This is a genomic window from Pseudomonas sp. P4_C3 (assembly GCF_056402075.1).
On record NZ_JBFUIC010000057.1, the window covers coordinates 1 to 26,508 of the forward strand.

15 protein-coding genes and 1 pseudogene are annotated in these 26,508 nt (G+C 60.8%); 2 read left to right on the forward strand and 14 right to left on the reverse strand.

Annotated elements, in window-relative coordinates:
* From glgB to AC1DVH_RS12465, 4 genes and pseudogenes are all read right to left on the reverse strand, one after another.
* Positions 1-2,134 (reverse strand): 1,4-alpha-glucan branching protein GlgB (gene glgB, locus AC1DVH_RS12450; protein ID WP_477754046.1); only part of this gene is annotated, 2,134 nt, incomplete at its 3' end.
* Between the two features lie 2 nt (positions 2,135-2,136).
* Positions 2,137-5,478: a maltose alpha-D-glucosyltransferase gene (treS, locus tag AC1DVH_RS12455; protein ID WP_477754047.1), complete on the reverse strand. Its 3,342-nt coding sequence runs from the start codon at positions 5,476-5,478 to the stop codon at positions 2,137-2,139.
* A 141-nt stretch (positions 5,479-5,619) separates the two neighbouring features.
* A complete protein-coding gene (locus AC1DVH_RS12460; protein WP_477754048.1) occupies positions 5,620-7,617 on the reverse strand; it encodes an alpha-1,4-glucan--maltose-1-phosphate maltosyltransferase in 1,998 nt (665 codons plus the stop codon).
* 303 nt (positions 7,618-7,920) lie between these two features.
* A pseudogene (locus tag AC1DVH_RS12465) lies at positions 7,921-8,117 on the reverse strand (MgtC/SapB family protein); the annotation flags it as partial.
* Between the two features lie 219 nt (positions 8,118-8,336).
* Between AC1DVH_RS12465 and ccoG the strand changes: the two are divergent.
* Together ccoG and mapR are read left to right on the forward strand one after the other, a co-directional pair.
* Positions 8,337-9,749, forward strand: a complete 1,413-nt coding sequence (gene ccoG, locus AC1DVH_RS12470; RefSeq protein WP_477754049.1) for a cytochrome c oxidase accessory protein CcoG — start codon at positions 8,337-8,339, stop codon at positions 9,747-9,749.
* A 144-nt stretch (positions 9,750-9,893) separates the two neighbouring features.
* A complete protein-coding gene (mapR, locus tag AC1DVH_RS12475) occupies positions 9,894-11,303 on the forward strand; it encodes a GntR family transcriptional regulator MpaR (protein WP_477754050.1) in 1,410 nt (469 codons plus the stop codon).
* 6 nt (positions 11,304-11,309) lie between these two features.
* On the opposite strand, the gene AC1DVH_RS12480 is transcribed toward mapR, so the two are convergent.
* The 10 genes from AC1DVH_RS12480 to AC1DVH_RS12525 all read right to left on the reverse strand — a co-directional run bounded on the left by AC1DVH_RS12480 (position 11,310) and on the right by AC1DVH_RS12525 (position 26,343).
* On the reverse strand, positions 11,310-12,038 hold the full coding sequence (locus AC1DVH_RS12480; RefSeq protein WP_477754051.1) for a Kelch repeat-containing protein: 729 nt from the start codon (positions 12,036-12,038) through the stop codon (positions 11,310-11,312).
* A gap of 34 nt (positions 12,039-12,072) precedes the next feature.
* Positions 12,073-12,456, reverse strand: a complete 384-nt coding sequence (locus AC1DVH_RS12485; RefSeq protein ID WP_477754052.1) for a Kelch repeat-containing protein — start codon at positions 12,454-12,456, stop codon at positions 12,073-12,075.
* A 370-nt stretch (positions 12,457-12,826) separates the two neighbouring features.
* Positions 12,827-13,573: an SDR family oxidoreductase gene (locus tag AC1DVH_RS12490; RefSeq protein WP_477754053.1), complete on the reverse strand. Its 747-nt coding sequence runs from the start codon at positions 13,571-13,573 to the stop codon at positions 12,827-12,829.
* Between the two features lie 85 nt (positions 13,574-13,658).
* Positions 13,659-15,776: a putative bifunctional diguanylate cyclase/phosphodiesterase gene (locus AC1DVH_RS12495; RefSeq protein WP_477754054.1), complete on the reverse strand. Its 2,118-nt coding sequence runs from the start codon at positions 15,774-15,776 to the stop codon at positions 13,659-13,661.
* Between the two features lie 210 nt (positions 15,777-15,986).
* Complete coding sequence (locus AC1DVH_RS12500) at positions 15,987-17,468, reverse strand: efflux transporter outer membrane subunit (protein WP_477754055.1); 1,482 nt, start codon at positions 17,466-17,468, stop codon at positions 15,987-15,989.
* Entirely contained in the window at positions 17,465-20,572 is a 3,108-nt protein-coding gene (locus tag AC1DVH_RS12505) for an efflux RND transporter permease subunit (RefSeq protein ID WP_477754056.1), read from the reverse strand. Before AC1DVH_RS12505 ends, AC1DVH_RS12500 begins: the two co-directional genes overlap by 4 nt.
* Positions 20,569-23,673 carry an MdtB/MuxB family multidrug efflux RND transporter permease subunit gene (locus AC1DVH_RS12510; protein WP_477754057.1) on the reverse strand — a complete coding sequence of 1,035 codons (3,105 nt, stop codon included), beginning with the start codon at positions 23,671-23,673 and terminating at the stop codon, positions 20,569-20,571. Before AC1DVH_RS12510 ends, AC1DVH_RS12505 begins: the two co-directional genes overlap by 4 nt.
* A complete protein-coding gene (locus tag AC1DVH_RS12515; protein WP_477754058.1) occupies positions 23,670-24,986 on the reverse strand; it encodes an MdtA/MuxA family multidrug efflux RND transporter periplasmic adaptor subunit in 1,317 nt (438 codons plus the stop codon). Before AC1DVH_RS12515 ends, AC1DVH_RS12510 begins: the two co-directional genes overlap by 4 nt.
* Before the next feature lie 177 nt (positions 24,987-25,163).
* Positions 25,164-25,664 (reverse strand): thiol peroxidase, encoded by a 501-nt coding sequence (gene tpx / locus AC1DVH_RS12520; protein ID WP_477754059.1) that lies wholly within the window; start codon positions 25,662-25,664, stop codon positions 25,164-25,166.
* A gap of 235 nt (positions 25,665-25,899) precedes the next feature.
* The gene (locus AC1DVH_RS12525; RefSeq protein ID WP_477754060.1) at positions 25,900-26,343 is read right to left on the reverse strand and encodes an SRPBCC family protein; all 444 of its coding nucleotides are present in this window, start codon (positions 26,341-26,343) and stop codon (positions 25,900-25,902) included.
* Between the last annotated feature and the right edge of the window lie 165 nt (positions 26,344-26,508).

Here is a 26,508-nt window from a genome sequence, read left to right on the forward strand (position 1 = left end):
CGCCACTATTGCCGTAGTTGGAACCGGCATAAATCGACGAATCGCTATTGAGCACCTCGCTCCACTGCCCGGCAAACGGCACCCCGACGCGATAAGCCTCGCGCGGCACCGGCGTAAAGTTGGCCACCACCAGCACAGGCCGGCCGTCCTTGCTCCAGCGCAGCCACGCATAAACGCTGTTGATCGCGTCATCGCCGATCAACCATTGGAAGCCCTGCGGTACATCATCCTGCTCATGCAGCGCCGGTTCTTCGCGGTACAAGCGATTGAGGTCACTCACCAGTTTCTGCACGCCCTTGTGCTCGGAGTACTGCAACAGGTACCAGTCCAGTTGCTGGTCGTGGTTCCACTCGCGCCATTGGCCGAATTCGCAGCCCATGAACAGCAGTTTCTTGCCCGGATGCGCCCACATGAAGCTCAGGTAGGCCCGCAGGTTGGCGAATTTCTGCCAGCGGTCACCGGGCATCTTGTCGATCAATGAGTGTTTGCCGTGCACCACTTCATCGTGGGAGATCGGCAGGATAAAGCGCTCGGACCACGCATACACCAGGCCGAAACTCAGCTCGTTGTGGTGATGGGCACGGTACACCGGGTCCTGCTGGATGTAATGCAGCGAATCGTGCATCCAGCCCATGTTCCATTTATAGGCAAAGCCCAGGCCGCCCTGTTGCGTGCCCTGGCTGACACCCGGCCATGCGGTGGATTCTTCGGCGATGACCAATGCACCGGGCGCTTCCAGGGCGACCACGTCATTGAGGTGGCGCAGGAAGTCGATGGCTTCGAGGTTCTCCCGCCCGCCGTGGCGGTTCGGCACCCATTCGCCAGCCTTGCGCGAGTAGTCGCGGTACAGCATCGAGGCCACCGCATCGACCCGCAGGCCGTCGACATGGAAATGCTTGAGCCAGTGCAGCGCCGACGCCAGCATGTAGCCGTGCACTTCGGTGCGCCCCAGGTTGTAGATCAGCGTGTCCCAGTCCTGGTGGAAACCTTCCTGCGGGTTGCCGTACTCGTACAACGCCGTGCCRTCGAACTGSGCCAGGCCGTGAGTATCAGTGGGGAARTGCGCCGGCACCCAATCGAGRATCACCCCGAKCCCSGCCTGGTGGMAGGCGTTAACGAACGCAGCGAACTCGTCCGGCGTGCCATAGCGCGCACTCGGCGCGAATTGCGACAACAACTGATAGCCCCACGAACCGCCGAACGGGTGCTCCATGATCGGCATCAGTTCGATGTGGGTGAAACCCAGGTCTTTGACATAGGGAATCAGCCGCTCGGTCAGTTCCGGCCAGGTGTACTGGCGGGCCACTTCGCCCAGGTCGTCCAGCTCGCATTGCCAAGAGCCGGCGTGCAATTCGTAGATCGACAAGGGCGCGGTCACCCGATGGCGGTCGCCCCGGGCCATCATCCAGTCCTGATCCTGCCAGTCGACGTTCAAGGGTGAAGCGACTTTCGAGGCGGTGTCCGGTGGCAGGCTGGTGGCCAGTGCCACGGGATCGGCCTTCAACGGCAGTATGCCGTGGGCGCCGAGAATCTCGTATTTGTAGGTGTCCCCGGCCTGCAGGCGCGGGATGAACAACTCCCAGACACCGGTGGGATGACGCAGGCGCATCGGGTGCCGGCGCCCGTCCCAGACGTTGAAATCACCGACCACCGACACCCGCCGGGCATTCGGTGCCCACACGGCAAAACGCACGCCGTCGACACCGTCCACGGTTTTCAGTTGCGCGCCCAGACATGCACTGAGGTCGCGGTGATTGCCTTCGGCAAACAGGTACAAGTCCATTTCGCCCAGCAACGGGCCAAAGCTGTAAGGATCTTCTGCGGTTTGCTCGCCGCCGGCCCAACGGGTGCGCAACAGATACGCTTGCGCATGCTGGAAATGCCCGACGAACAACCCCGGCGTCTCCGTGACTTCAAGGTGACCAAGCTCTTCGCCGGAATCCCTGGCCAGCACCTGCACACTCAGGGCACCCGGCAGGTAAGTACGGATGAATTGCCCGCCGGCACCGTCACCATGTGGGCCAAGAATGGCAAAAGGATCGATATGCTCGGCGCGCACCAATGCATCGATATCCCGCGTGTTGGGCAGCAGCGCTTCTTTGTGATGACCCTGTTCCTTGTTCGAGACACTCATGACTACTCTCCACCAAGATCGGAAAAGGGTTTAAGCCCACTCAATAATCCATATAAACCGTGCAACGGCACGGGCAACCAGGTGGGGCGATTTTCCGCCTCATAGGCCACTTCATACGCCGCCTTCTCCAGACCGAACAACGCCAGCGCGGCATCCTCGCCTTCTGGATCTTGCCATGCATGGGCAAGACTAGCTGCCGCCAGCCGATAAGCGTCGACAAATGCATGCCGCGCCTCGCTCAAGTAGCGATCGGTGACCCGCAAGCGCGCGGCATCGGCCGCCGCGGTGTTGTCGACGCTCTGCACATTGATCGCCATCGCCGCCGCATAGTCGAAGGAACGCAGCACGCCGCTGACATCCTTGTACGGGCTGTGTTTGCCCCGTCGGTCATGCAATGGCCGGGCCGGTTCGCCTTCGAAGTCGATCAGGTAGGCATCGCCCTTGATCACCAACACCTGCCCCAGATGCAGGTCGCCGTGCACACGAATGCGCAAGCCGCCCGCGGTCTTCTTGCCCAGTGCCTGTACATGGCCGAGGATGGCTTTCCTGTTGTCCAGCAAACGGCTGACCAGGGTCTGGTCCGCCGTATTCAGTTGATTTTTATGCTGCTTGAGCAAGTTCAACGCGTGATCGATTTGCGCCGCGACATCCTTGGCCGAAGCCAGCGTCTCCTTCTGCGTGGTGACCTGGGGCAAGAAGTCCGGATTGGCACTCGGCGCCGCCAGCACCTGATGCATTTCCCCCAGGCGCTGACCGAGCATAGCGGCGAAATCTTTCAGTTCGCCCAGCGCGTTGTAGTGTTGTTCCTGCTCGGACACGGCGTCGGCCAGCTCATCGCGCAGCGCCCGTTCGAGGTTGTTCTGCGTCCACTCCCAGGCATCGCCCTGGTTACTCAGATAGCCTTGGGCGATCATCAGCAGGTTGTCTTCACCCGCCCCGTCCCGGCGCACCACCGCACCCAGCAATGGCGAAATATTGCTGAACCCGGCTTCGGTCAGGAACGCGCTCATTTCCAGCTCCGGGTGCACACCGCAGGCAACCTTGCGGATCAGCTTCAGCACCAGGCTGTTGCCGATCACCACCGAGCTGTTGGACTGCTCGGCCGACAGGTATCGCACCGGGGACTCGGCATTGAGGCCGAGTTTTTCAAGTTCGGCGGTGGACTCGAAGCGAATGTCGCCATCACTGGATGCCAACACGGTGCCGGCCTGAATGCCCTGTAATACGGCATGCACAAAGGAGTCCAGGCTGAAGGCATCGGTGATCAGGCCGACCTGGCGCCCACGCCGTACCCGCGACAACGCCAACTGCTGAGGCAACGGAGTACCGACCTGATCCTCGGAAATAAAGCCGAATGGCAACTGGTAGCGGCTGCGCTGGCCTCCACTGGTGACATTGATCTCACTGAACAGCACCGGATGCTGCGGATCGCCGAAACGCACGCCATAGGCCAGATCGACCTGTTCAATGGCGGCGTCCTTGCCGGCGAACCAGCGGCGATTCTGCAACCAGCTCGGCAAGATGCTTTGCTCCAGCGTGGTGCGTGACGGCGCTTCGAGCAGCTCTTCCATGCGTTTTTTCAGCACCAGCGTGGTGAAGTCCGGCAGGCTTTGTGCGGGCTCCACGTGCCAGCTCGGCATCTGGTTTTCCGCGGCGAGGCCGAACCAGTAAAAGCCGTAGGGCGCCAGCGTCAGGAGGAAATTCAGCTGGCCAATGGGCGGGAACGCGTTACCCCCGAGCATTTCCACCGGCACCATGCCAACGTAGGCCGACAAATCCAGCTCGGCGGCCTGGGCACTGCGCGACACATTGGCCACGCACAGAATGACTTCGTGCTTGCCATCCACCCCGGTGTATTCACGGGTGTAGGCCAGAATCCGTCGGTTGCTGGGCGAAAGCATCTTCAACGTACCGCGCCCGAAGGCCTTGGATTGCTTGCGCACGGCAAGCATGCGCCGGGTCCAGTTCAACAGCGAATGCGGATCGCCGGCCTGGGTTTCGACGTTGACCGACAGGTAGCCATATTGCGGGTCCATGATCGGCGGCAGCACCAGGCTGGCCGGGTCGGCGCGGGAGAAGCCGCCATTGCGGTCGATGGACCATTGCATCGGCGTGCGTACGCCGTCGCGGTCACCGAGGTAGATGTTGTCGCCCATGCCGATTTCATCGCCGTAGTACAGGGTCGGCGTGCCGGGCATCGACAGTAGCAGGCTGTTGAGCAGCTCGACCCGACGACGGTCGCGCTCCACCAAAGGCGCCAGACGGCGGCGAATCCCCAGATTGATCCGTGCGCGGCGGTCGGCAGCGTAGTAATTCCACAGGTAGTCGCGCTCCTTGTCGGTGACCATCTCCAGGGTCAGCTCATCGTGGTTGCGCAGGAAGATTGCCCATTGGCAGTTGGCGGGAATGTCCGGGGTCTGGCGCAGAATGTCGGTAATCGGGAAGCGATCTTCCTGGGCCAGCGCCATGTACATGCGCGGCATCAATGGGAAGTGAAAGGCCATGTGGCATTCGTCGCCGTTCAGGCCTTTTTTATCGGTGTCGCCGAAGTACAGCTGTGTGTCCTCCGGCCATTGATTGGCCTCGGCCAGCAGCATGCGGTCGGGGTAGTTGGCGTCGATTTCGGCGCGGATCTTTTTCAGGACGTCGTGGGTTTCCGGCAGGTTCTCGTTGTTGGTGCCGTCGCGTTCGATCAGGTAGGGAATGGCGTCCAGGCGCAAGCCGTCGATGCCCATGTCGAGCCAGTAACGCATCACCGACAGCACTGCTTTCATCACTTGCGGGTTATCGAAGTTCAGGTCCGGCTGGTGGGAATAGAAACGGTGCCAGAAGTATTGGCCGGCGACCGGGTCCCAGGTCCAGTTGGACTTTTCGGTGTCGAGGAAAATGATGCGGGTGCCGTCGTATTTCTGATCGTCATCGGACCACACGTAGAAGTCCCGGGCGGCCGAACCTTTTTTGGCCTTGCGTGCGCGCTGGAACCACGGGTGCTGGTCGGAGGTGTGGTTGATGACCAGCTCGGTGATCACCCGCAGGCCGCGTTTGTGCGCCTCGGCAATGAAACGCCGGGCATCGGCCATGGTGCCGTAGTCACTGTGTACGCCGCGATACTCGGCGATGTCATAACCGTCGTCGCGCCGTGGCGAGGGATAGAACGGCAACAACCAGATGGTGTTGACCCCAAGGTCGGCGATGTAGTCGAGCTTGGCGATGAGGCCGGGAAAATCGCCAATCCCGTCGTTGTTGGAGTCGAAATACGATTTGACATGAACTTGATAGATCACCGCGTCCTTGTACCAGAGCGGGTCCTTGATGAACGTGGCTGCCTTGGGTTTCTTCGCCATGTGAAACTCCTGGTGAATTCATTAAGGCCGCTCTCAAAACGCCCCCTGTAGGAGCTGCCGAAGGCTGCGATCTTTTGATCTTCGCTGTAAAGCAAAAGATCGCAGCCTTCGGCAGCTCCTACAGGGTGGTTTGCGGCGCATTCAAGCAGTGGTAATCCTCCAAATCCCGAACGGCTGATACGCCGGATCGATCCGCATCAATTGCTGCTTGCCGTACCAGGTCCAGCGATGGCCATTCATCAGGTCTTCACCGTGAGTGCTGGCGTCATCGGGCAGGCCCATTTCCCACAAGGGCAACTCAAAGCTCGCTTCCTGCACGTTGTGCGGATCGAGGTTGACCGCCACCAGAATGAAATTGCTGCCGTCAATGCTGCGTTTACCGAAGTACAGGATATTGTCGTTCCACGCGTTGTAGACCTTCAGCCCCAGATGCGTGTGCAGCGCCGGGTTCTGCCTGCGGATGCGGTTGAGCTGGGCGATCTCGGCAATGATGTTGCCCGGCGCGTTGAAGTCCCTGGGGCGGATCTCGTACTTCTCGGAGTCAAGGTACTCCTCCTTGCCCGGCACCGGCGCCGACTCGCACAACTCGAAACCCGAATACATGCCCCACAAGCCTGAGCCCATGGTCGCCAACACGGCACGGATGAGGAACCCGGGACGCCCTGAGTCATGGAGGAACGCCGGGTTGATGTCCGGTGTATTGACGAAAAAATTCGGCCGGTAGCATTCGCGCCATGGCGATTCGTTGAGTTCCGTGAAGTAGCTCGCCAGTTCGGCCTTGGTGTTGCGCCAGGTGAAATAGGTGTAGCTCTGGGAATAACCGACCTTGCCCAGGCGCGCCATCATTGCCGGGGTGGTGAAGGCTTCGGCGAGGAAGATCACCTCGGGGTACAACGCCCGTACATCGGCGATCAGCCATTGCCAGAACGGCAAAGGCTTGGTGTGCGGGTTATCGACGCGGAAGATCTTCACACCCTCCTCGACCCAGCCCACCACGACGTCGCGCAGTTCCACCCACAGGCTCGGAATCGACTCGGGGGCATAGAAGTCGACGTTGACGATGTCCTGGTATTTCTTCGGTGGGTTCTCGGCATATTTGATCGTGCCGTCCGGCCGCCAGTTGAACCAGCCGGGGTGTTGCTTGAGCCAAGGGTGGTCCTGGGAACACTGGATGGCAAAGTCGAGGGCGATTTCCAGGCCATGGGCCGCGGCGGCCGCCACCAGTCGCCGGAAGTCTTCGCGGGTACCCAACTGCGAGTGAATCGTCTCGTGGCCGCCCTCCTCGCTACCAATCGCATAGGGACTGCCCGGATCATCGGGGCCCGCCGTCAGGGTGTTGTTCGGGCCTTTGCGGTAGCTGCGCCCGATCGGGTGGATCGGCGGGAAATACAGCACATCGAAGCCCATGTCCTGAATCATCGCCAGCCGTGAATGCACGTCATTGAAGGTGCCATGACGCGCCGGACTGTCGGTGATCGAACGCGGGAACAATTCATACCAACTGGCGAACTGCGCCAGTTCGCGCTCCACATCCAGCGGGTACTCCGGGCTCAGGCTCAGGTAAGCACGATGATCGACGCGGGCCATGAGGTCGGCACTACGCTGGTGCAAAAACAGCGCGACCTGCTCGGCTTCGAGCAGTCCTGACAGTTCATGGTGCAAGGCCGCCAGTTGCTCGCTGAGTTGCCCTTCGCTGCGTTCGGCGGCTTGTTGTACATGAATCCGCCCTTCCTGCAATTCCAGGCTGACGGGCACCGCCGCCGCATGCTTCTTTTCCAGCTCATAGCAAAAACTGGCGAACTGATCGATCCAGGCTTCGATACAGAACAGATAACGGCCCTGGCTGTGGACCCGGAACTGCCCTTGCCAACCGTTGTTGCCCAAATCGTTCATGACCGCGCTTTGCCAGACGTCCTCGTCCTCGGCCCGCCAGCGCACGCGAACCCCCAGCTTGTCATGCCCGTCGGCGAAGACCTTGGCCGTCACCACCACATCCTGCCCCACCACGGCCTTGACCGCGAACTGCCCGCCTTCAAGGGTCGGCATGATGTTTTCCATGACGATACGCGGCAGCAACAACGCCTGCGACAGCGGCATGTGCGGGTTGTAGCTCAACTCAGTCGGTTTTTCAGCCGTCATCGAGCCTCTCTCCTGACGCCCCATGGACGCGCTTGTGTCTGGTCGCCATCCCGCTGGACTGTCCGCCCCGGAATGCACTCACTTAGGTTCCGAGCGACAGTCGCCGGGAAAGTTTCATCAACAATTTGTGCAATCAAGTCCTTCGCGCTGCGACCCACCCACTAGTCCACCAACTAAAGCACGACTCACGCCATGTGCCACCTGAGGTTTGAACAATGAACAATCCACTCCTGGCACGATCCCACCGCCAAGGGAAGAACCACCAACGACGATGCCGCCGGTGATGGTGGATCCCTTACACGTAGGAACATGATCCTTGTCGATCAGCTTCACAATCCTCGGCATCACACAGAACACCCCGAGCGCCAACAATGAACTGAGCACCGCCGTCGCCTCCCGGCCCAGCCCGGCCGCGACGCAGATGGCGGCGGTGGTCAGGCCTTTGACGTGGCCTTCGTCGCCCTCGTGGTTTTCAGGATGGTGCCGGTACCCATGAAGCCACCGACAGTGATTCGGTGATTTGACTGACGTTGATCAACACCCACCTCAGCTGTTTTGCATAGGCGTTTGCACCTTTGTGGGGCGGGTGCTTCAAGTTGTCGCAGGCCGTGCGCCCAGCACCATCTGATCCGCTTTTTAATGCAACACCTGAATCTGTTATGCAAACAGATCGCCACTCATAGTGCTCATGCCTGATGGAGGCTGATGAGCGAAAGACCATGAGCGAGAGAATCCCCGTCCGAACCGTAGAAACATTCGAGCCTTCGCGTCCAAAGATGAAGGCCAAATCCAGCGACAACCACATCCACACCCGCAGCTTCACCGGGTTGTTCCGCAACCTGCGCATCAGCGGTGCGGGTTTTCTATTTTTGCTGTTTTTCGGCACCGTGTGGTTGAACTGGGGTGGCCGCCAGGCGGTGCTCTGGGATCTTTCCGAAAGCAAATTCCATATCTTCGGCGCGACTTTCTGGCCGCAGGACTTCATCCTGCTGTCGGCGCTGTTGATCATTGCCGCCTTCGGCCTGTTTGCGATCACCGTGTTCGCGGGACGGGTCTGGTGCGGCTACACCTGCCCGCAAAGTTCGTGGACCTGGATCTTCATGTGGTGCGAGAAGATCACCGAGGGCGAGCGCAACCAGCGGATCAAGTTGCAAGCCGCGCCGTGGGGCCTGAACAAGCTGATGCGTCGCTCGGCCAAGCACACCTTGTGGCTGGCCATCAGCCTGCTGACCGGCCTGACGTTCGTCGGCTATTTCACGCCGATCCGGCCTTTGGCCGAAGAGCTACTGACCTTGCAAATGAGCGGCGTCAGCCTGTTCTGGGTGCTGTTTTTTACCGGCGCCACCTACATCAATGCCGGTTGGCTGCGTGAAGCGGTGTGCATGCACATGTGCCCCTACGCGCGGTTCCAGAGCGTGATGTTCGACAAGGACACCCTGACCATTTCCTACGACGTGGCCCGGGGCGAAAACCGTGGCCCGCGCAAACGCGAGGTCAAACCCGCGGAGGTCGGCCTGGGCGATTGCATCGATTGCCAGCTCTGCGTGCAGGTCTGCCCGACCGGCATCGACATTCGCGATGGCTTGCAGATGGAATGCATCGGTTGCGCCGCCTGCATCGACGCCTGCGATTCGATCATGGACAAGATGGGCTACGCCCCAGGATTGATCAGCTATACATCCGAACATCAGTTGCAGGGTGGCAAGACGCACCTGTTGCGTCCGCGCCTGATCGGCTACACCGCCGTGCTGCTGGTGATGATTGCCGCCCTGGTGGTGGCGCTGGTGGAACGGCCGATGGTGTCGCTCGACGTCAGCAAGGACCGGGGCCTGTTCCGCGAGAACAGCCAGGGGCAGATCGAAAACATCTACAGTCTGAAGGTGATCAACAAAACCCAGCAGCGTCAGGACTACCAATTGCGCCTGGTCGATGCCGATGGTTTCGAGTTGCAAGGCAAGACCGGGTTGAGCCTGGCGCCGGGCGAGATTGTCGATGTGCCAGTGTCGGTGGTGATGCTCACGGAGCGTCCGGCCAGCAGCTCACAGAGCATCAGCTTCAAGGTGGTCGACAACGATGAGCCCGACGCCTACAGCGTGGCGAAGAGCCGGTTTGTGGCGCCGATGAATCGCTGAGCCTTTAAGATGCAGAGTTTTAAAGATCGCAGCCTTCGGCAGCTCCTGCGCACGCAAGCCGATCCATTGTAGGAGCTGCCGAAGGCTGCGATCTTGGCGGTACGACCGTCCCCTTTCTCCAAATGACACCCAACCGGGCTTTTGATGAAACGCTACGAAAAATTCGCCGACGACATCGCAGAACTGATCCGCTCCGGCGTCCTCGGCCCGGGCCAGCGTGTGCCCTCGGTGCGCTATGCCAGCCAGACCTACGGGGTCAGCCCGTCGACGGTGTTCCAGGCCTACTACCTGCTGGAACGTCGCGGGCTGATCCGCGCTCGCCCGCGTTCCGGTTACTTCGTCAACGCTCATGCAACCCGGCCGTTTTCCGAACCGGTGATCAGCAATCAGGTCAACGAGTCCACCGAGGTCGACGTCAGTGAACTGGTGTTTTCGGTGCTCGACTCGATCAAGGACCCGAACACCGTGCCCTTCGGCTCGGCGTTCCCCAGCCCGACGCTGTTTCCCCTGCAACGCTTGTCACGCTCCCTGGCCAGCGCCAGCCGCGAGATGGACCCGCGCATGGTGGTCACCGACATGTCGCCGGGCAACCCGCAGCTGCGCCGGCAAATCGCCCTGCGCTACATGGTCGGCGGGCTGATGCTGCCCATGGAAGAACTGCTGATCACCAACGGCGCGCTGGAAGCCCTCAATCTGTGCCTGCAAGCGGTGACCCAACCCGGCGATCTGGTGGCCATCGAAGCCCCGGCGTTCTACGCCTGCCTGCAAGTGCTCGAACGCCTGAAGCTCAAAGCCGTGGAAATCCCCGTGCACCCGCGCGACGGCATCGACCTCGGTGTGCTCGAGCAAACCCTGGAGCGCCATCCGATCAAGGCCTGCTGGTGCATGACCAGCTTCCAGAACCCCATGGGCGCGACTGTGCCTGAGGCCAAGAAACAGCAGCTTGTGGAACTGCTGCGCCGCCACYAGGTGCCGCTGATCGAAGACGATGTCTACGCCGAACTGTATTACGGCCAACAAGCACCGAAACCGGCCAAGGCCTTTGATACCGAAGGCCTGGTGATGCACTGCGGCTCGTTCGCCAAGAGCCTGGCCCCCGGCTACCGCATCGGCTGGGTCGCCGCCGGGCGCTATGCGCAGAAAATCGAACGACTGAAACTCATGACCTCACTCTGTGCCTCGATGCCGGCCCAGGCCGCCATCGCCGATTACCTGCAACACGGCGGCTACGACCGGCACCTGCGTAAATTGCGCCACGCGCTGGAAGACCAGCAAAGCGCCATGCTCGCCGCCATCGCCCGCTATTTCCCGGCGCAGACCCGCGTCAGCCAACCGGCCGGCGGTTACTTCCTGTGGCTGGAACTGCCGGAGCAGATGGATTCCTTGAAGTTGTTCCAGATGGCGCTGGCGCAAGGGATCAGCATCGCGCCGGGGCCGATTTTTTCGCCGACGCAGCGGTTCAGGAATTGTATTCGGTTGAATTATGGGAGTCCTTGGACTGAGGACTCGGAAAAGGCGATGGAGACGTTGGGGCGGATTGTGCGGTCGTTCTGATCCCCCTCATCCCTCCGTAAACAGCTCGGCACTGGCCACATAAGACGGGTGACTCGTCACCCGCTGCCCTGCTGCTACCAGTACCCGCCCCGAACACAACAGGCTCGCGGTATGTGTAAACCTAGCGGTTTCCAATACCGCAGACACTGTCCAATGATGGGAGACAGGGTCGAACACTTCCGTGACAAACGCGGCTTCATCGTTTGAAGCACAGCCAACCACGAGCACGCGCCCCGAACACAGTTGTGTCACGCTATGACCTATGCGGCCATAAGCCATTGGCATTGGAGCGCTCCAACTGTCCGAGTTCGGATCGTATAGGTACGCATCCTCCCGCCCGGGATCAAAAGGTTCATCGGTACCACCGACCACCAATACCTGCCCGTCCTTCAGCCGTGTTGCCGTGTGCTGCATTCGTCTTTGAGGTAATGGTTTGACGTTGCGCCAGGTTCGATTGACCGGATCAAACAGCGAGGCATCGTCGATCGCTGCATTCCGCGTTGCCGAATACCCGCCCAACACCAGTACTTCTCCGGATGCCAGCAGCGTGGCACTGTGGTTCATCCGTGCAACTGGAATCGATGGGGCAACGGTCCAGCCATTGCATATCGGGTCGTAGATTTCTACGCTGTCGAGTACATGACCCTCCCCTTGATACAGATTGTTGCCTGCACAGACCATGACCAGCCCAGTGTCCAAAACTGTCGCGGTGTGTGCAAAACGCGGAGTCGACATCGCCTGCGTCGCCGTCCAGCAATTTTTTGACGGGTTATACAACTCGACGCTGTCGAGCGTGCCCCGGGACCCGGAACCCGGAACCCGCAATGATCATGATCTGCCCACTGTGCAAACACACGGCACAATGGTCTGCACGGGCCTCGATCAGTGGAGAAACAAGAGACCAGGCATCTGCAGACGCATCGTAGCGTTCGACGTCGGAAATCGACGCCGACGCTCCAATGTCGAGTTGCTGCCAAAGGGTCGGGGTCGTGCCCTCAGGCTGGCGACCAGCCTCGGATTGATTGCGCCCTGCCTCGTTGAGACCACCTGCCACCAGCACACGACCGTCAAATTGAACGGTAGCCGAGTGATATGCCCGCGGGACGCCCAGGGATGCGACCGTGTCGAAATAATCGTCGATGATATTGTTCATGGAAATACTCCGTTGCTGAGAGTTCGTTTGAGTACAGTGATTCAGAAACAACAAATCACCTCCTTTCGCCCGAAACCAAGCTACGGGTCATGCATTGATTGGCCTACTGTCGGAAATAACAGGTAGACGCAGAAAGATTTCAAATCGGTGCTATCGCAATTGCACTCGACTGAATGATGGCAGCCCTTGGAATGAGGTGGTCGGGTACGCGATAGAAACATTGACGTGGATTGTCAGGTCCTGCGAATAGTTCTCTGTCGTTTGAAAGATTGCTATCGCGAGCAGGCTCGCTCCCACAGGGTTGCTGGTCAACTGTGGTAGCGAGCCTGCTCGCTAAGGGGCCGATTCAGACAAATAGAGGTCTCAGAGACTACCGCCCACCACCCAGATCAACGAATGTCCCCGTCGCATAAGAAGCCTTGTCCGACAGCAACCAGACAATCGCCTCCGCCACCTCATCCGGACGCCCGCCCCGGGCCATCGGAATCGCCGATTCCAGTTTGCTGACCCGATCCGGGTCACCGCTCAAGGCATGGAAATCGGTGTAGATGAAGCCAGGGCGCACGGCATTGACCCGAATCCCCTCGCCCGCCACTTCCTTGGACAGACCGATGGTGAAGGTGTCCAGCGCGCCTTTGGAGGCCGCGTAGTCGACGTACTCGTTGGGCGATCCCAAACGCGAGGCGACAGACGATACGTTAACGATGCTGCCGCCCTGCCCTCCGTGCCTGGGCGACATGCGCAGGATCGCGTGCTTGGCGCAGAGGATCGGCGCCAGGACGTTGGTTTTCATGATTTTGAGAATGCGGAACTCGGACATCTCGTCGACCCGGGACTTTTGCCCGACGGTGCCGGCGTTGTTCACCAGCGCGGTGACCCGGCCCAGTTCGCTGTCTACCCGATCGAACAGCGCGATGACTTCGTCTTCGATGCTGACGTCGGCCCGCACCGCAATGGCTTGTGCACCGAGGGCACGGACTTGCTCGAGCACGCCGAGTGCAGCCTGTTCGTCGGCCTGGTAGTTGATGCAGATCCGATAGCCCTGCGCGGCGGCCAACAGCGCGGTGGCGGCACCAATGCCGCGGCTACCGCCGGTGATGACGATGACTTTGTCCATGCGAGCTTTCCCCCAATCAAAGCTTAAGCGGTCGGGGGCTAGAATAACCGCCATTGACGGTTTTTGCATGGCTTCACGTCAGCTGTCATGTCATCGACATTTCGCGTTCTGAACTGGCTTTCAACTGCTCGACCAATTGCTCCCCGCGATGGATTTCCACCATGAAGCCTGCGGCCGGCAACGGATGCCCCAGCAGGTACCCCTGCAACGAATCGCAACCGAGTTGAGTCAGGAAGTCCTGCTGCACACCCGTCTCCACACCTTCGGCGACGATGCGCAACCCCAGCGCCTGGCCGAGGGCGACGATGGCCGAAACGATGGCGGCGTCATCGCTGTCGTGCTCCAGGTCGCGGACAAAACCGCGGTCGATCTTCAGTTCGTTGGCCGGCAGGCGCTTGAGGTACATCAAGCTCGAATAGCCAGTACCAAAGTCGTCGATGGACAGGTCGACGCCCATTTCCGAGAGTTCCTGAAGCACCGTCATGCTCGCATCGGCATCGCTCATGGCGGTGGTTTCAGTGATTTCCAGGGTCAGGCTGTTGGCCGGCAGATGGTGAGTCGCCAGGGCCTTGGCGACGCTCTGGACCAGCCCGGAATGACAGAACTGGATGGCCGAAAGGTTCACTGCAATGCGCCAATCGGTGTAGCCCGACACGTACCACTCGCGCATCTGCCGGCAGGCTTCGTTGAGTACCCACTCGCCAATCGGGATGATCAGGCCGGTTTTTTCCGCCATTTCGATGAATTTGTCCGGCAACAGCATCCCTTGCGTCGGGTGCTCCCAGCGCAACAACGCCTCGGCGCCCACCGGACGGCCATTGGCGGCGTCGAACTTGGGCTGGTAATACAGGCTGAATTCCTGTTGTTCCACGGCATTGCGCAAGTCCTGCAGCAATTGCAGCTGTTTGCGGGCGTTGCTGTTCATCGAGGCATCGAAAAAACTGTAGCCGTTTTTACCCGCGCCCTTGGCGTGATACATCGCCGCGTCGGCGTTCATCAGCAACTCCTGGGCGGACTGCCCATTACCCGGGTAGAGCGCAATGCCGACGCTGGCGGAAATGTGCAAATCATGTTCGGCAACCCGGAACGCCCGCGCGATCAACCCGACCTGACGGGCCGCCAGGCTCAAGGCGTCGTTCTGTTCGCTCAATTGCACCAGCAACACGAACTCGTCGCCGCCGATGCGCGCCAAGGTGTCCTGGCTACGCAAGTCTTCGCGCAGGCGCAAGGCCACTTCGCGCAACAGCAAATCACCCATATGGTGACCAAAGGCATCGTTGACCGGTTTGAAGCCGTCCAGATCGATGAACATCAGGGCAAAGCAGCCACCCTCTTCCCGGACCCACGACATGGCCTGATCGATACGATCAGCGAGCAACATCCGGTTCGGCAACCCGGTGAGGGTGTCATGCAGGGCCAGTTGGGTCAGTTCACGGTTGGCCTCGGTCAGCGACTCGGCCAGGCTCGCGGTGCGGGCCTCCAGGCGCGCATCGAGGATCGAGGTCAGCAAAGCGATGCTCAGCACCGCCAGCGTGGTGACCAGTACCAGGTTGTCCAGGCCCTTGCCGCTCAGGCCATTGACCACCGCCCCGCAAAAGCTGCCATCGGCAAAGCGTGCGGCGGCCATGCCGGTGTAGTGCATGCCGACGATGGCGATACCCATGATCACGGCGGCACCACCACGGATCAGACGGACATAAGGCGTGTGCTGGCGCAGGCGGAAAGCAATCCACAATGCCGCGCCCGAAGCACCGACAGCGATCATCAGCGAGGTGCCGAACAGCGTCGGGTCGTAGTCGATGCCCGGTTGCATGCGCATGGCGGCCATGCCGGTGTAGTGCATCGCGCTGATGCCGGCGCCCATGACCAACGCGCCAAAGGCCAGTTGCCAGGCCGGTAATTGCGGCTGGCTGACCAGCCACAGCGCAAAACCGCTGGAGAGCACGCCAATCAGCAGCGACAACAGGGTGATGGTGCCGTCGTACCCCAGGTCGATCGGCAACTTGAACGCGAGCATGCCGATAAAGTGCATCGACCAGATGCCGATGCCCATGGCAATGGCCCCGCCCGCGGTCCACAAATGCACGGCGCGGCCTTTGGCAGTGGCAATGCGTCCGGTCAGGTCGAGTGCGGTGTATGAGGCGAGAATCGCGACACAGAGCGAAATGATGACCAGGGTGGGGGAATAGCTACCGATGAGCATGGGGACTTCTCGCGCATGCCCCCGTCAATGGTATTGATTCTCGCTGGGGGGCAAATGCGGCGATTGTACTGATTCCAAATGAGAACGCACTCACAAAATGAGCAAAGGGCCATCAGTCCGATGAAACGCTTGTTTTAAGGTTTTACATTAACTCGCTTCAAGCTGCTGGCGCCACAAAACCTTTGGGATAGCAGCGTGCGTTAGATTGCACTATCGGCTTTCACTCACCTGAAGCTGCCCATCCCAGCCACCCCCCAACGCGGCAATCAACTGCACGCTGGCTATCAAGCGGCTTTGCAGCAGGTCCAGGTTACTGCGCTCATTGCTCAGCGCCGCCGCCTGGGTCACCACCACATCGATGTAGGCAATCAAACCGGCCTTGTACTGGTTCTGGGTCAAGCGTAGCGATTCACGAGCGGCGTCCAGTGCCTGTTGGCGCACGACGGCTTCGTCTTCAAGCACCTTGAGCTGCACCAGGAAGTTTTCCACCTCGCGGAATCCGTCCAGCACGGTCTGGCGGTACTTGGCCACCGTTTCGTCATAGGCCGCTTCACTGCGATCGACTTCCGCCGAGCGCTGGCCGCCGTCGAACAGGGTCATGGCCAATTGCGGTCCGACCGACCAGAAGCGGTTCGGCAGGCTGATCCAGTTGGAATAGGTGCTGCTGCTATAACCGCCGTTCATGTTCAGTGTCAGATCGGGGTAATAGGCGGCCTTGGCCACACCGATGTTGGCGTTGGCGGCCATCACCGAACGCTCGGCGGCAGCAATGTCCGGGCGCCGCTCCAGTAACTGCGAAGGCAGCGCCGACGGTACTTGCGGCAACGGCGGAATGTCCTGGCTTTCCGCCAGGCTGAACTGCGCCGGTGGCAAGCCGATCAGCACGGCAATGGCGTTCTCGAACTGGGCGCGTTGCCAGATCAGGTCGATCATATCGGCTTCGGTGCCCTTGAGCTGCGTCTGAGCCTGGGCCACGGCGTCCTTGCCGGATACGCCTGCGCGGTACTGGTTCTCGGTCATTTTCAGCGAACGCTGATAAGCCTCGACCGTGTCCTGGAGCAAGCGCTTCTGACCATCGATCACGCGCAATTGCAGGTAATTCTGCACCAGCTCCGACTGTTGACTCAGGCGCATCGCGGCCAAATCGGCAAAGCTGGCCTGGGCATTCGCGGTGTCGGCTTCCAGGCCCCGGCGCAGCTTGCCCCAGACATCCGCTTCCCAACTGACGCCCGCCTGGGCCGAGTACGTGTCGCGAATACCGCTGGAAGAACTGCTCAGGCTGGAGTTGCTGCTGCCGGTGCCCTGGCTTGAGCGGTTCTTGCTGACGTTCAGGTCGACCGTCGGGAAAAACGCCCCGCGTGCGCTGCGCACCAACGCCTGGGCCTGCCGGTACTGGGCTTCGGACTGGGCGACGGTCTGGTTGGAGCTGTTGAGCTTTTCGACCAGGTCGTTGAGCTGCCGGTCACCATACAACTCCCACCACGCACCACGCGCCAAGGCATCGCTCGGATTGGCCTGACGCCAGCCCTCTGCGGCCTTGTACTGCGCCGGTTCCGCGGTTTGCGGGCGCTGGTAATCCGGGCCGACGGCGCAGGCACTGAGCATCGCCACGCACAGTGACAGGCTCAACACACGCGAGCCTCGGGCTGTGATCAGCGGTGCAGCCAGGTTGAAAAGCGAACGTTCAGTCATAGCGGAGTTTCCAGAGCAGCATCGGTACGCACCCCACGCCATTTATTGAAGCGATGGCGCAGTTTGTCGAGATAGAGGTAAACCACCGGGGTGGTGTAAAGCGTCAGCACCTGGCTGAAGATCAGCCCGCCGATGATGGTCAGGCCCAGTGGCTGGCGCATTTCCGCCCCTTCGGCACGGCTCAGCAGCAACGGCAAGGCACCGAGGATCGCCGCCAGGGTGGTCATCAGAATAGGTCGCAAACGTTGCAGGCAGGCACTGCGAATCGATTCCAGCGGTGCCATGCCCTGGTGTCGTTCCAGTTGCAACGCCAGGTCGATCATCAGAATGGCGTTTTTCTTCACCACGCCGATCAGCAGAAACAGCCCCAGCAACGAAATCAGGCTGAACTCGCCGCCCAGTGCATAGATCGACAGCAACGCGCCGACCCCGGCCGACGGCAGCGTGGACAGGATGGTCAGCGGATGAATGTAGCTTTCGTACAACACGCCGAGCACCAGATACACCGCCACCAGCGCGCCGAGAATCATGAACGGCTGGCTTTTTTGCGTGGCGGCAAAGGCGTCGGCGGTGCCGGCCATTTTCACGATCACGTCTTCCGGCAGGCCGACCTTGGCAATCGCTCGTTCAATGGCGGCACTGCCCTGCTCCACGGTCACGCCTTCGGCCATGTCGAAGGCAATGCTTTCCGAAGCGAACTGGCCTTCGTGGCTGACCCGGTCGTTTTCCAGGCTGTTTTCGTAATGGGCAATGGTCGACAGCGGGATCCGCGCGCCGTCAGCGGTGATCACCTGGACCTGCTTGAGAGTGATCGGGTCCTGGGCGTATTTCGGATTGACCTCCATCACCACCTGATACTGGTTGAGGCTGTCGTAGATGGTTGAAATCTGCCGCTGACTGTAGGCGTTGTTCAGTACCGCCGTGACCATGTCCATATCGACACCCAGGCGCTTGGCCTGGTCGCGGTCGACGATCAGGGTCACTTGCCGGGCACCCCGGCCTTCCCGCGCATCGATTGCCGTCAGTTCCGGCAAGGCCCGGAGCGCAGTGACGACTTTCGGATACCACTCGCGCAACGCCCCCAGATCCCCGCTTTGCAAGATGTACGAGTATTGCGAACTGGTCTGTTCGCGGCCGCCACCGAATTGCAGGTCCTGGTCGGCCATGAGCATCAGTTGTGCGCCGGGGACCTTGGGCATTTCCTTGCGCAGGCGTTCGATGACTTTCTGTGCGGAAATGTTGCGTTCCTTGATCGGCTTCAGGCGCACCAGCATGAAGGCGTTGTTGGTGCCGTTGGAACCGCCAATGAACCCGGCGACGCTTTCTACGGCCTCGTCCTTCAACACCGCCCGGCGGAAAATCTCCATCTTCGGCTGCATCACACTGAACGAGAGGCCGTCGTCGCCGCGCACGAAACCGATCAGCTGGCCGGTATCCTGCTGCGGCATAAATGTTTTAGGAACAACCACATACAACGCGATGTTCACACCAATTGTCACGAATAGACTGAGCAACGTCAGGCGCTTGTGGCGCAGCACCCAGTCGAGGCTGGTGGCGTATTTGCCGACCATCCAGTCGTTGGCCCGCCGGCTCCAGCGTTGCAGGCGGTTCTCCTGCCCCGGCGTATGCGGCTTGAGCCATCGGGCGCAGAGCATCGGGGTCAGGGTCAACGACACCAGCAGCGAGACCACGATGGCCGCCGCCAGGGTGATGGAGAATTCGCGGAACAGGCTTTCAATGATCCCGCCCATGAACAGGATCGACAGGAACACCGCCACCAGCGACACGTTCATCGACAACAAAGTAAAACCGACTTCCTGGGCACCGAGGTACGCTGCCCGCATCGGCCGCACGCCTTCGTCGATGTGCCGGGAAATGTTCTCCAGCACCACGATGGCATCGTCCACCACCAGCCCGGTGGCCAGGATCAGCGCCATCAGCGACAGGTTGTTCAGCGAAAAACCGTAGAGGTACATCACGGCAAAGGTGCCGACCAGCGACACCGGCACCGCCAGCGTCGGAATCAGCGAGGCGCGGAAGTTACCGAGGAACAGGAACACCACCAGAATCACCAGCGCCACGGCGATCAGCAGGGTCATTTCCGCTTCGTGCAGCGTCGCCTTGATGACGGGCGAGCGGTCCATGGCCAGGTTCAGCTTGACGCTGGCCGGCAACACCGCCTGCAATGCCGGCAGTTGCGCCTTGATCTCGTTGACCGTCTCGATGATGTTGGCGCCGGCCTGCCGGTTGATCACCAGCAGCACCGCCGCGTCGTCGTTGAAGAAACCGCTGTTGTAGCGGTCCTCGACGCCATCGCTGACTTTCGCCACATCCTTCAGGCGCAGGGCCGCGCCGCCGTTGTAGTGGATGATCAGCGACTCGTAGTCCTTGGCCTTTTCCAACTGGTCGTTGGCCTGGACCTGCCACAGCCGTTGATCGTCTTCCACCGAGCCCTTGGGCCGGCGCACGTTGGCATTGGCGATGGTGTTGCGCACATCGTCCAGGGCCACGCCGTACTGGTTCAGCGACTGCGGTTCGAGCTCGATACGTACCGCCGGCAGGGAACTGCCGCCGATCTGCACCTCGCCGACGCCCTGCACCTGGGACAGGCTCTGGGACAGGATCGTCGAGGCCAGGTCATAGAGCTGGCCTTTTTCCAGCACATCCGAGGTCAGCGACAGCACCATGATCGGCGCCTGGGACGGGTTGACCTTCTTGTAGGTCGGCATGCTGCGCATCCCGCTCGGCAGCAGGTTGCGCGAGGCATTGATGGCCGCCTGCACTTCCCGCGCCGCGCCGTTGATGTCGCGGTCGAGGTCGAATTGCAGGATCACCCGGGTCGATCCCTGGCTGGACCGGCTGCTCATGGTGTTGACCCCGGCAATGGCGCCGAAAGAGCGTTCCAGCGGCGTGGCCACGGTCGATGCCATCACCTCGGGGCTGGCCCCGGGCAGACTGGCCTGGACCACGATCACCGGAAAGTCCATTTGCGGCAGCGGCGACACGGGCAGCAAACCGAAGCTCACGCCACCCAGCAGCATGATCGCCAGGCTCAGCAGCATGGTCGCCACCGGGCGTTTGATGAAAGGTCCCGAAAGGTTCATGGCTGCTCTACCGCTTCCACGGACTCAGGCTTGCGACCCCAGCGCCGACCGAGACGGTCGAAGTACAGGTAGATCACAGGCGTTGTGAACAGCGTCAGAACCTGGCTCAGCAGCAATCCGCCAACCATCACCAGACCCAGCGGCTGGCGCAGTTCTGCGCCGGAACCGGTGGCCAGCATCAACGGCACGGCACCGAACAACGCGGCCAGGGTGGTCATCAGGATCGGCCGAAAACGCAGCAAGGCCGCCTGATAGATCGCCGTTTGCGGGTCCATGCCCTGGTTGCGCTCGGCGTCGAGGGCGAAGTCGATCATCATGATCGCGTTCTTCTTGACGATGCCGATCAGCAGAATGATGCCGATGATCGCGATCATGCCCAGGTCGTTGCCGCTGAGGATCAACGCCAGCAAGGCGCCCACCGCCGCCGAAGGCAGGGTCGAAAGAATGGTGATCGGGTGGATGTAGCTCTCGTAGAGCACGCCCAGCACGATGTACATGGTCACCACCGCCGCCAGGATCAGCAGCAAAGTGCTCGACAGCGAAGCCTGGAACGCCTGCGCCGCGCCCTGGAACTGGGTCTGCACGCCAATCGGCATGCCGATGTCCTTCTGCACCTGCTCGATGATCTCGACCGCATGCCCCAGCGCCACGCCGGGCGCCAGGTTGAAGGACATCATCACTGCCGGGAACTGGCCGATATGGGTGATCGCCAGTTGCGCCTGGCGCTCCTCGATATGCGCCAGGCTGGACAGGCGCACCTGCCCGCCATCGGTGGTCTTGACGTGAATCTGGTTCAACGCATCCGGGCCGATCTTCTCGCCGGCCTGCGATTGCAGCACCACGCGGTACTGACTGGCCTGGGTGTAGATGGTGGAAATCTGCCGCTGACCAAAGGCGTCGTACAGCGCATCGGTGATGTTCGACACCGACACCCCGACCCGCGATGCCGCATCGCGGTCGATCACCAGGTAGACCTGCAAGCCCTTGTCCTGCAAATCGCTGGCGACGTCGGTCAACTCCGGCCGGTCGGCCAAGGCCTCCACCAGACGCCCGCTCCACAGGCTCAGCAACTCCGAATCCGGCGACGACATGCTGAACTGGTACTGCGTGCGGCTGACCCGGTCTTCGATGGTCAGGTCCTGCACCGGCTGCATGAACAGGCGGATGCCGACCAGTTTGTCCAGCTCCGGTTGCAGCCGGGCAATCACTTGCGTGGCGCTCAGGTCGCGGTTGTGGTGCGACTTGAGGTTGATCAGCAACCGACCGCTGTTGAGGGTCGAGTTGTCGCCATCCACGCCAATGTAGGAGGACAGGCTCTCGACCGCCGGGTCGGCCAGGATGACCTTGGCCAGTTCCTGCTGGCGCTCGCTCATGGCGGTGAAGGAAATCGATTGCGGCGCTTCGGAAATGCCCTGGATGACGCCGGTGTCCTGCACCGGGAAGAAACCCTTGGGCACCACCATGTAGAGGAATACCGTCAGCGCTAATGTGCCAATGGCCACCATCAAGGTCAGTGGCTGGTGCTTGAGCACCCACTGCAACTTGCGTCCGTAGGCGGCGATCATCCAGTCGATGAACGCGCCGCTGGCACGGTAGAAGCGGCCCTGCTCTGCTTCCTTGGGTTCACGCTTGAGCAACCGCGCGCACATCATCGGCGTCAGGGTCAGGGAAACCACCAGGGAAATCAGGATCGCCACCGCCAGCGTAATGGCGAACTCGCGGAATAGCCGCCCGACCACGTCCGCCATGAACAGCAGCGGGATCAGCACGGCGATCAGCGACAACGTCAGGGAGATCAGGGTGAAACCGATCTGTTTGGCACCCTTGAGCGCCGCGTTCAGCGGGCTGTCGCCCTCCTCGATGAAGCGCGCAATGTTCTCCAGCATGACGATCGCATCGTCCACCACGAAACCGGTGGCGATGGTCAGGGCCATCAGGGTCAGGTTGTTGACCGAGAACCCTGCCAGGTACATCACGCCGAACGTACCGATCAGCGACAGCGGTACGGCCACCGATGGAATGATCGTGGCGCTGGCGCGACGCAGGAACAGGAAGGTGACCATGACCACCAGGGCGATGGCGATCAGCAATTCATGCTGCACGTCCTTGACCGAGGCGCGGATGGTCTGGGTGCGGTCGGTCAGCACCACCACGTCGAGGCCGGCCGGCAGGTTGTCGGTGATGCTCGGCAACAGGGCCTTGATCCGGTCCACCACCTCGATGACGTTGGCGCCGGGCTGACGCTGGATGTTCAGCAGCACGGCCTGGTTCTCGTTGGCCCAAGCGGCCAGACGCTCGTTCTCGGCGCCGTCGACGATTTCCGCGACGTCCTTGAGTCGCAACGGTGCGCCGTTGGCGTAGGCCAGAATCAGATTGGCGTAGTCCTTGGGCGACGTCAGTTGATCGTTGGCATCGAGCATCGAGACCCGGGTCGGGCCGTCGAAGTTACCCTTGGGCTGGTTGACGTTGGAGGCGCCGATCAGGGTGCGCACATCCGACAGGTTCAGGCCGTTGGCCGCCAGGGCCTCGGGGTTGACCTTGATCCGCACSGCCTGGCGCTGGCCACCGGCAATGCTGACCATGCCGACGCCGCTGATCTGGGCAATCTTCTGTGCCATGCGCGTATCGACCAGATCGTTGAGCTTGGGCAACAGCATGGTCTTGGAGGTGATGGCCAGAGTCAGCACCGGCGTGTCGGCCGGGTTGACCTTGTTGTACACCGGCGGTGCCGGCAGGTCCTTGGGCAGCAAGTTGGTCGCGGCGTTGATCGCCGCCTGAACTTGTTGCTCGGCCACGTCCATGTTGATGTCGAGGCTGAACCGCAGGGTCAGCACCGACGCCCCGCCGGAACTGGTGGAGGTCATTTGCGTCAGGCCGGGCATCTGCCCGAACTGCCGCTCAAGTGGCGCAGTCACTGCGCTGGTCATGACATCCGGGCTGGCGCCGGGATACAGGGTCATGACGCGAATGGTCGGGTAATCGACCTGGGGCAGCGCCGACACCGGCAGCAGCCGATAGGCGATGACGCCGGCCAGGATAATGGCCAGCATGCTCAGCGTGGTGGCTACCGGGCGAAGGATGAACAGCCGCGAGAGATTCATGCGCCGTCCTTTTTCGCCTTGTCAGTGGTCGCAGGCTCAGCCGCGTCGGCCGCCGACTTGCCTTGCAGGTGTTCGGTTGGCGTGGTCGGCACGTCCTGGCGGTCGTTGACCACCTCCACGTCGCTGCCGTCCTTCAGGCGGTCAGTGCCTTCCAATACGACCCGATCGCCCGCCGACAGGCCTTCGGTGACCACAGTGTTCAGGCCGTCACTGGCGCCGACTTTCAACTGACGGATCTTGACCTTCTTGTCACCGTCCAGGACATAGGCGAACGTGCCGTTGGTGCCGAACTGGATCGCGGCGGAAGGCGCCAGTACGACGTCCTTGAGGGTGTCGGCCAGCAGGCGCACATTGACGAACTGATTGGGGAACAGCGACTGATCGCGGTTCTCGTAACGGGCCTTGAATTTCAGGGTGCCGGTGGTGACGTCGATCTGGTTGTCCAGGCTCTGCAGCACGCCCGTGGCTTGCAGTTTGGTATCACCGCGGTCCCAGGCTTCAGCCGGCAGTTTGGCGCCGCTGCGATAACGGGCGAGCACGGTGTCGAGGCTGTTTTCCGGCAAGGTGAAGGCCACGCTGATCGGTTGGGTCTGGGTGATGATCGCCAATGCAGTGGTGTCGTTGGCCGCGACCAGGTTACCGACGTCCAGTTGACGCAGGCCGACGCGACCGGTGATCGGTGCGCGGATCCGGGTGAATTCGAGATTGAGCTTGGCATCGTTGACCGCCGCCTGATTGGTCTTGACGGTGCCCTGGAACTGACCGACCAGCGCTTCGGCGGTGTCCAGGGTCTGCTTGGCAATACTGTCTTCGCGGTACAGGCCGCGATAACGCTCGACATCGACCTGGGCGTTTTTCAGCTGCGCCTGATTCTGCAGCAAGGTGCCTTCGGCCTGGAGCAAGGCGTTCTGGTACGGACGCGGATCGATTTCGGCCAGCAGGTCGCCGGCCTTGACCATCTGCCCTTCTTCGAAATAGATCTTGACCAGCTCACCGCCGACGCGGCTGCGGACATTGATGGTGTTCAGCGCCGTGACCGTGCCCAGCGCCTTGAAGTACAGAGGGAAATCACCAGTGACTGCCGGCGCCACTCGCACCGGTACCGGCCCGGACGCCCCGCCGAATCCAGGTCGCATTCCGCCTGACCTGCCGGTATGCCCCGCGACGGCTTTCTGCCCCGCAGCCTCTTTGGGTGCAGCGCTGCCGGGCCAGAATTTCCAGCACAGGGCGGCGATGACCAACAGGACAAGCAGGCCGAACAGCCAGCGACGAGGACTATGGGAAGCGGAGGATTGCATTGAGTGATCAACCATTGGGCGCGTGGGCTTTTTTACATGAGGCTGAACGATAAGCACTGGCGGGTTTTAAGCAAAGCGCCTTTACCGGCAATTTACCTTTGGCTTACGTAGCAGTGGTTTTGTGTAAGGCACTGAAGCACAAATGAAAACGGCCTGGACAGGGCCAGGCCGTTAAACATTGTAAAGCCAGACTTATTTCAGAACAGCAAGTGCCGCTTCGTAGTTCGGCTCGTCAGCGATTTCGCCAACCAGTTCGCTGTGCAGCACGTTGTCGTTTTCGTCCAGAACCACAACGGCACGAGCGGTCAGGCCTTTGAGCGGGCCGTCGGCGATGGCCACGCCGTAGTTCTGGATGAACTCGGCACCGCGCAGGGTCGACAGGTTCTGTACGTTTTCCAGGCCTTCGGCGCCGCAGAAGCGGGCTTGGGCGAACGGCAGGTCAGCGGAGATGCACAGTACGACAGTGTTGGCCACGTCGCTGGCCTTGGCGTTGAACTGGCGCACGGAAGTGGCGCACGTCGGGGTATCAATGCTTGGGAAGATGTTCAGTACTTTGCGCTTGCCGGCAAAGTCTTTCAGGGTGACGTCGGACAGATTGCCGGCAACCAGGGAAAAGGCTGGCGCCTTGGAACCGGCTTGTGGCAGTTGGCCGTTGACTTGAACCGGGTTGCCTTTAAGAGTGACTTGAGCCATGAACGGAGTCCTTCTGAACGTTGTGGTGGAGAATTTTGACGAGGCCGAAGTTAACCACGAAATTGTCCTACGACCTATGGTCAAACATAAATTGTCATGTATCAGCGTACAAAACTGGATACAAACCTTACCCCCGTGGGAGCGAGCCTGCTCGCGATAGCGCTATGTCATTCAACATCGCAGGTGACTGATCTGACGCCATCGCGAGCAGGCTCGCTCCCACAAGATCCCGGCGCTACTTAAGCAATTGCAGCATGTTCCGATGTCGCGCCTCGAAAATCCGCCGCATATAGGAATTCACAAGCAGCGCTTCCACCAACGCACCGCCAATCGCCGAATACGTCACCCGGTCGGTGTATAGCGTACCGCCCTCTCCCGCCTCGACCCGATGTTCATGACGAAAGGCACGCATCGGCCCGTTGAGCATCTCGTCGATGAAATGCCACTCGCCGACTTCACGAATCACCACCGTCCAGCTCGACGGAATCACATTGAACATCCAGTGGCGAAAGCGGAATTGCCGCCCGGCTTCAATCCGCAGGTTGTTCAGATCGACATCGCCCAGCGGGGTAATGCGCTCGGGGAAAATCTTCGGAAAGTTGACCCCTTCCAGGCAGAAGTCGAGGACCTGTTCGGGCGTGCGGCCGGGGATGAGTGTAGTGAGTTCCAGAATTGCCATACGGGACACATTCCTTTGATCGTTGGACAGGCTCGCCAGAAATACGGTGTAGCGAAATGGCGGTCGAAAAGAAACCTGCCAAAGTGTCTTCTACAACAATTTTGTCGAGGGGGTGTCGATTTGCACTACAGCCATTCGACCATTTAGCGAGTCACTCAATTACAA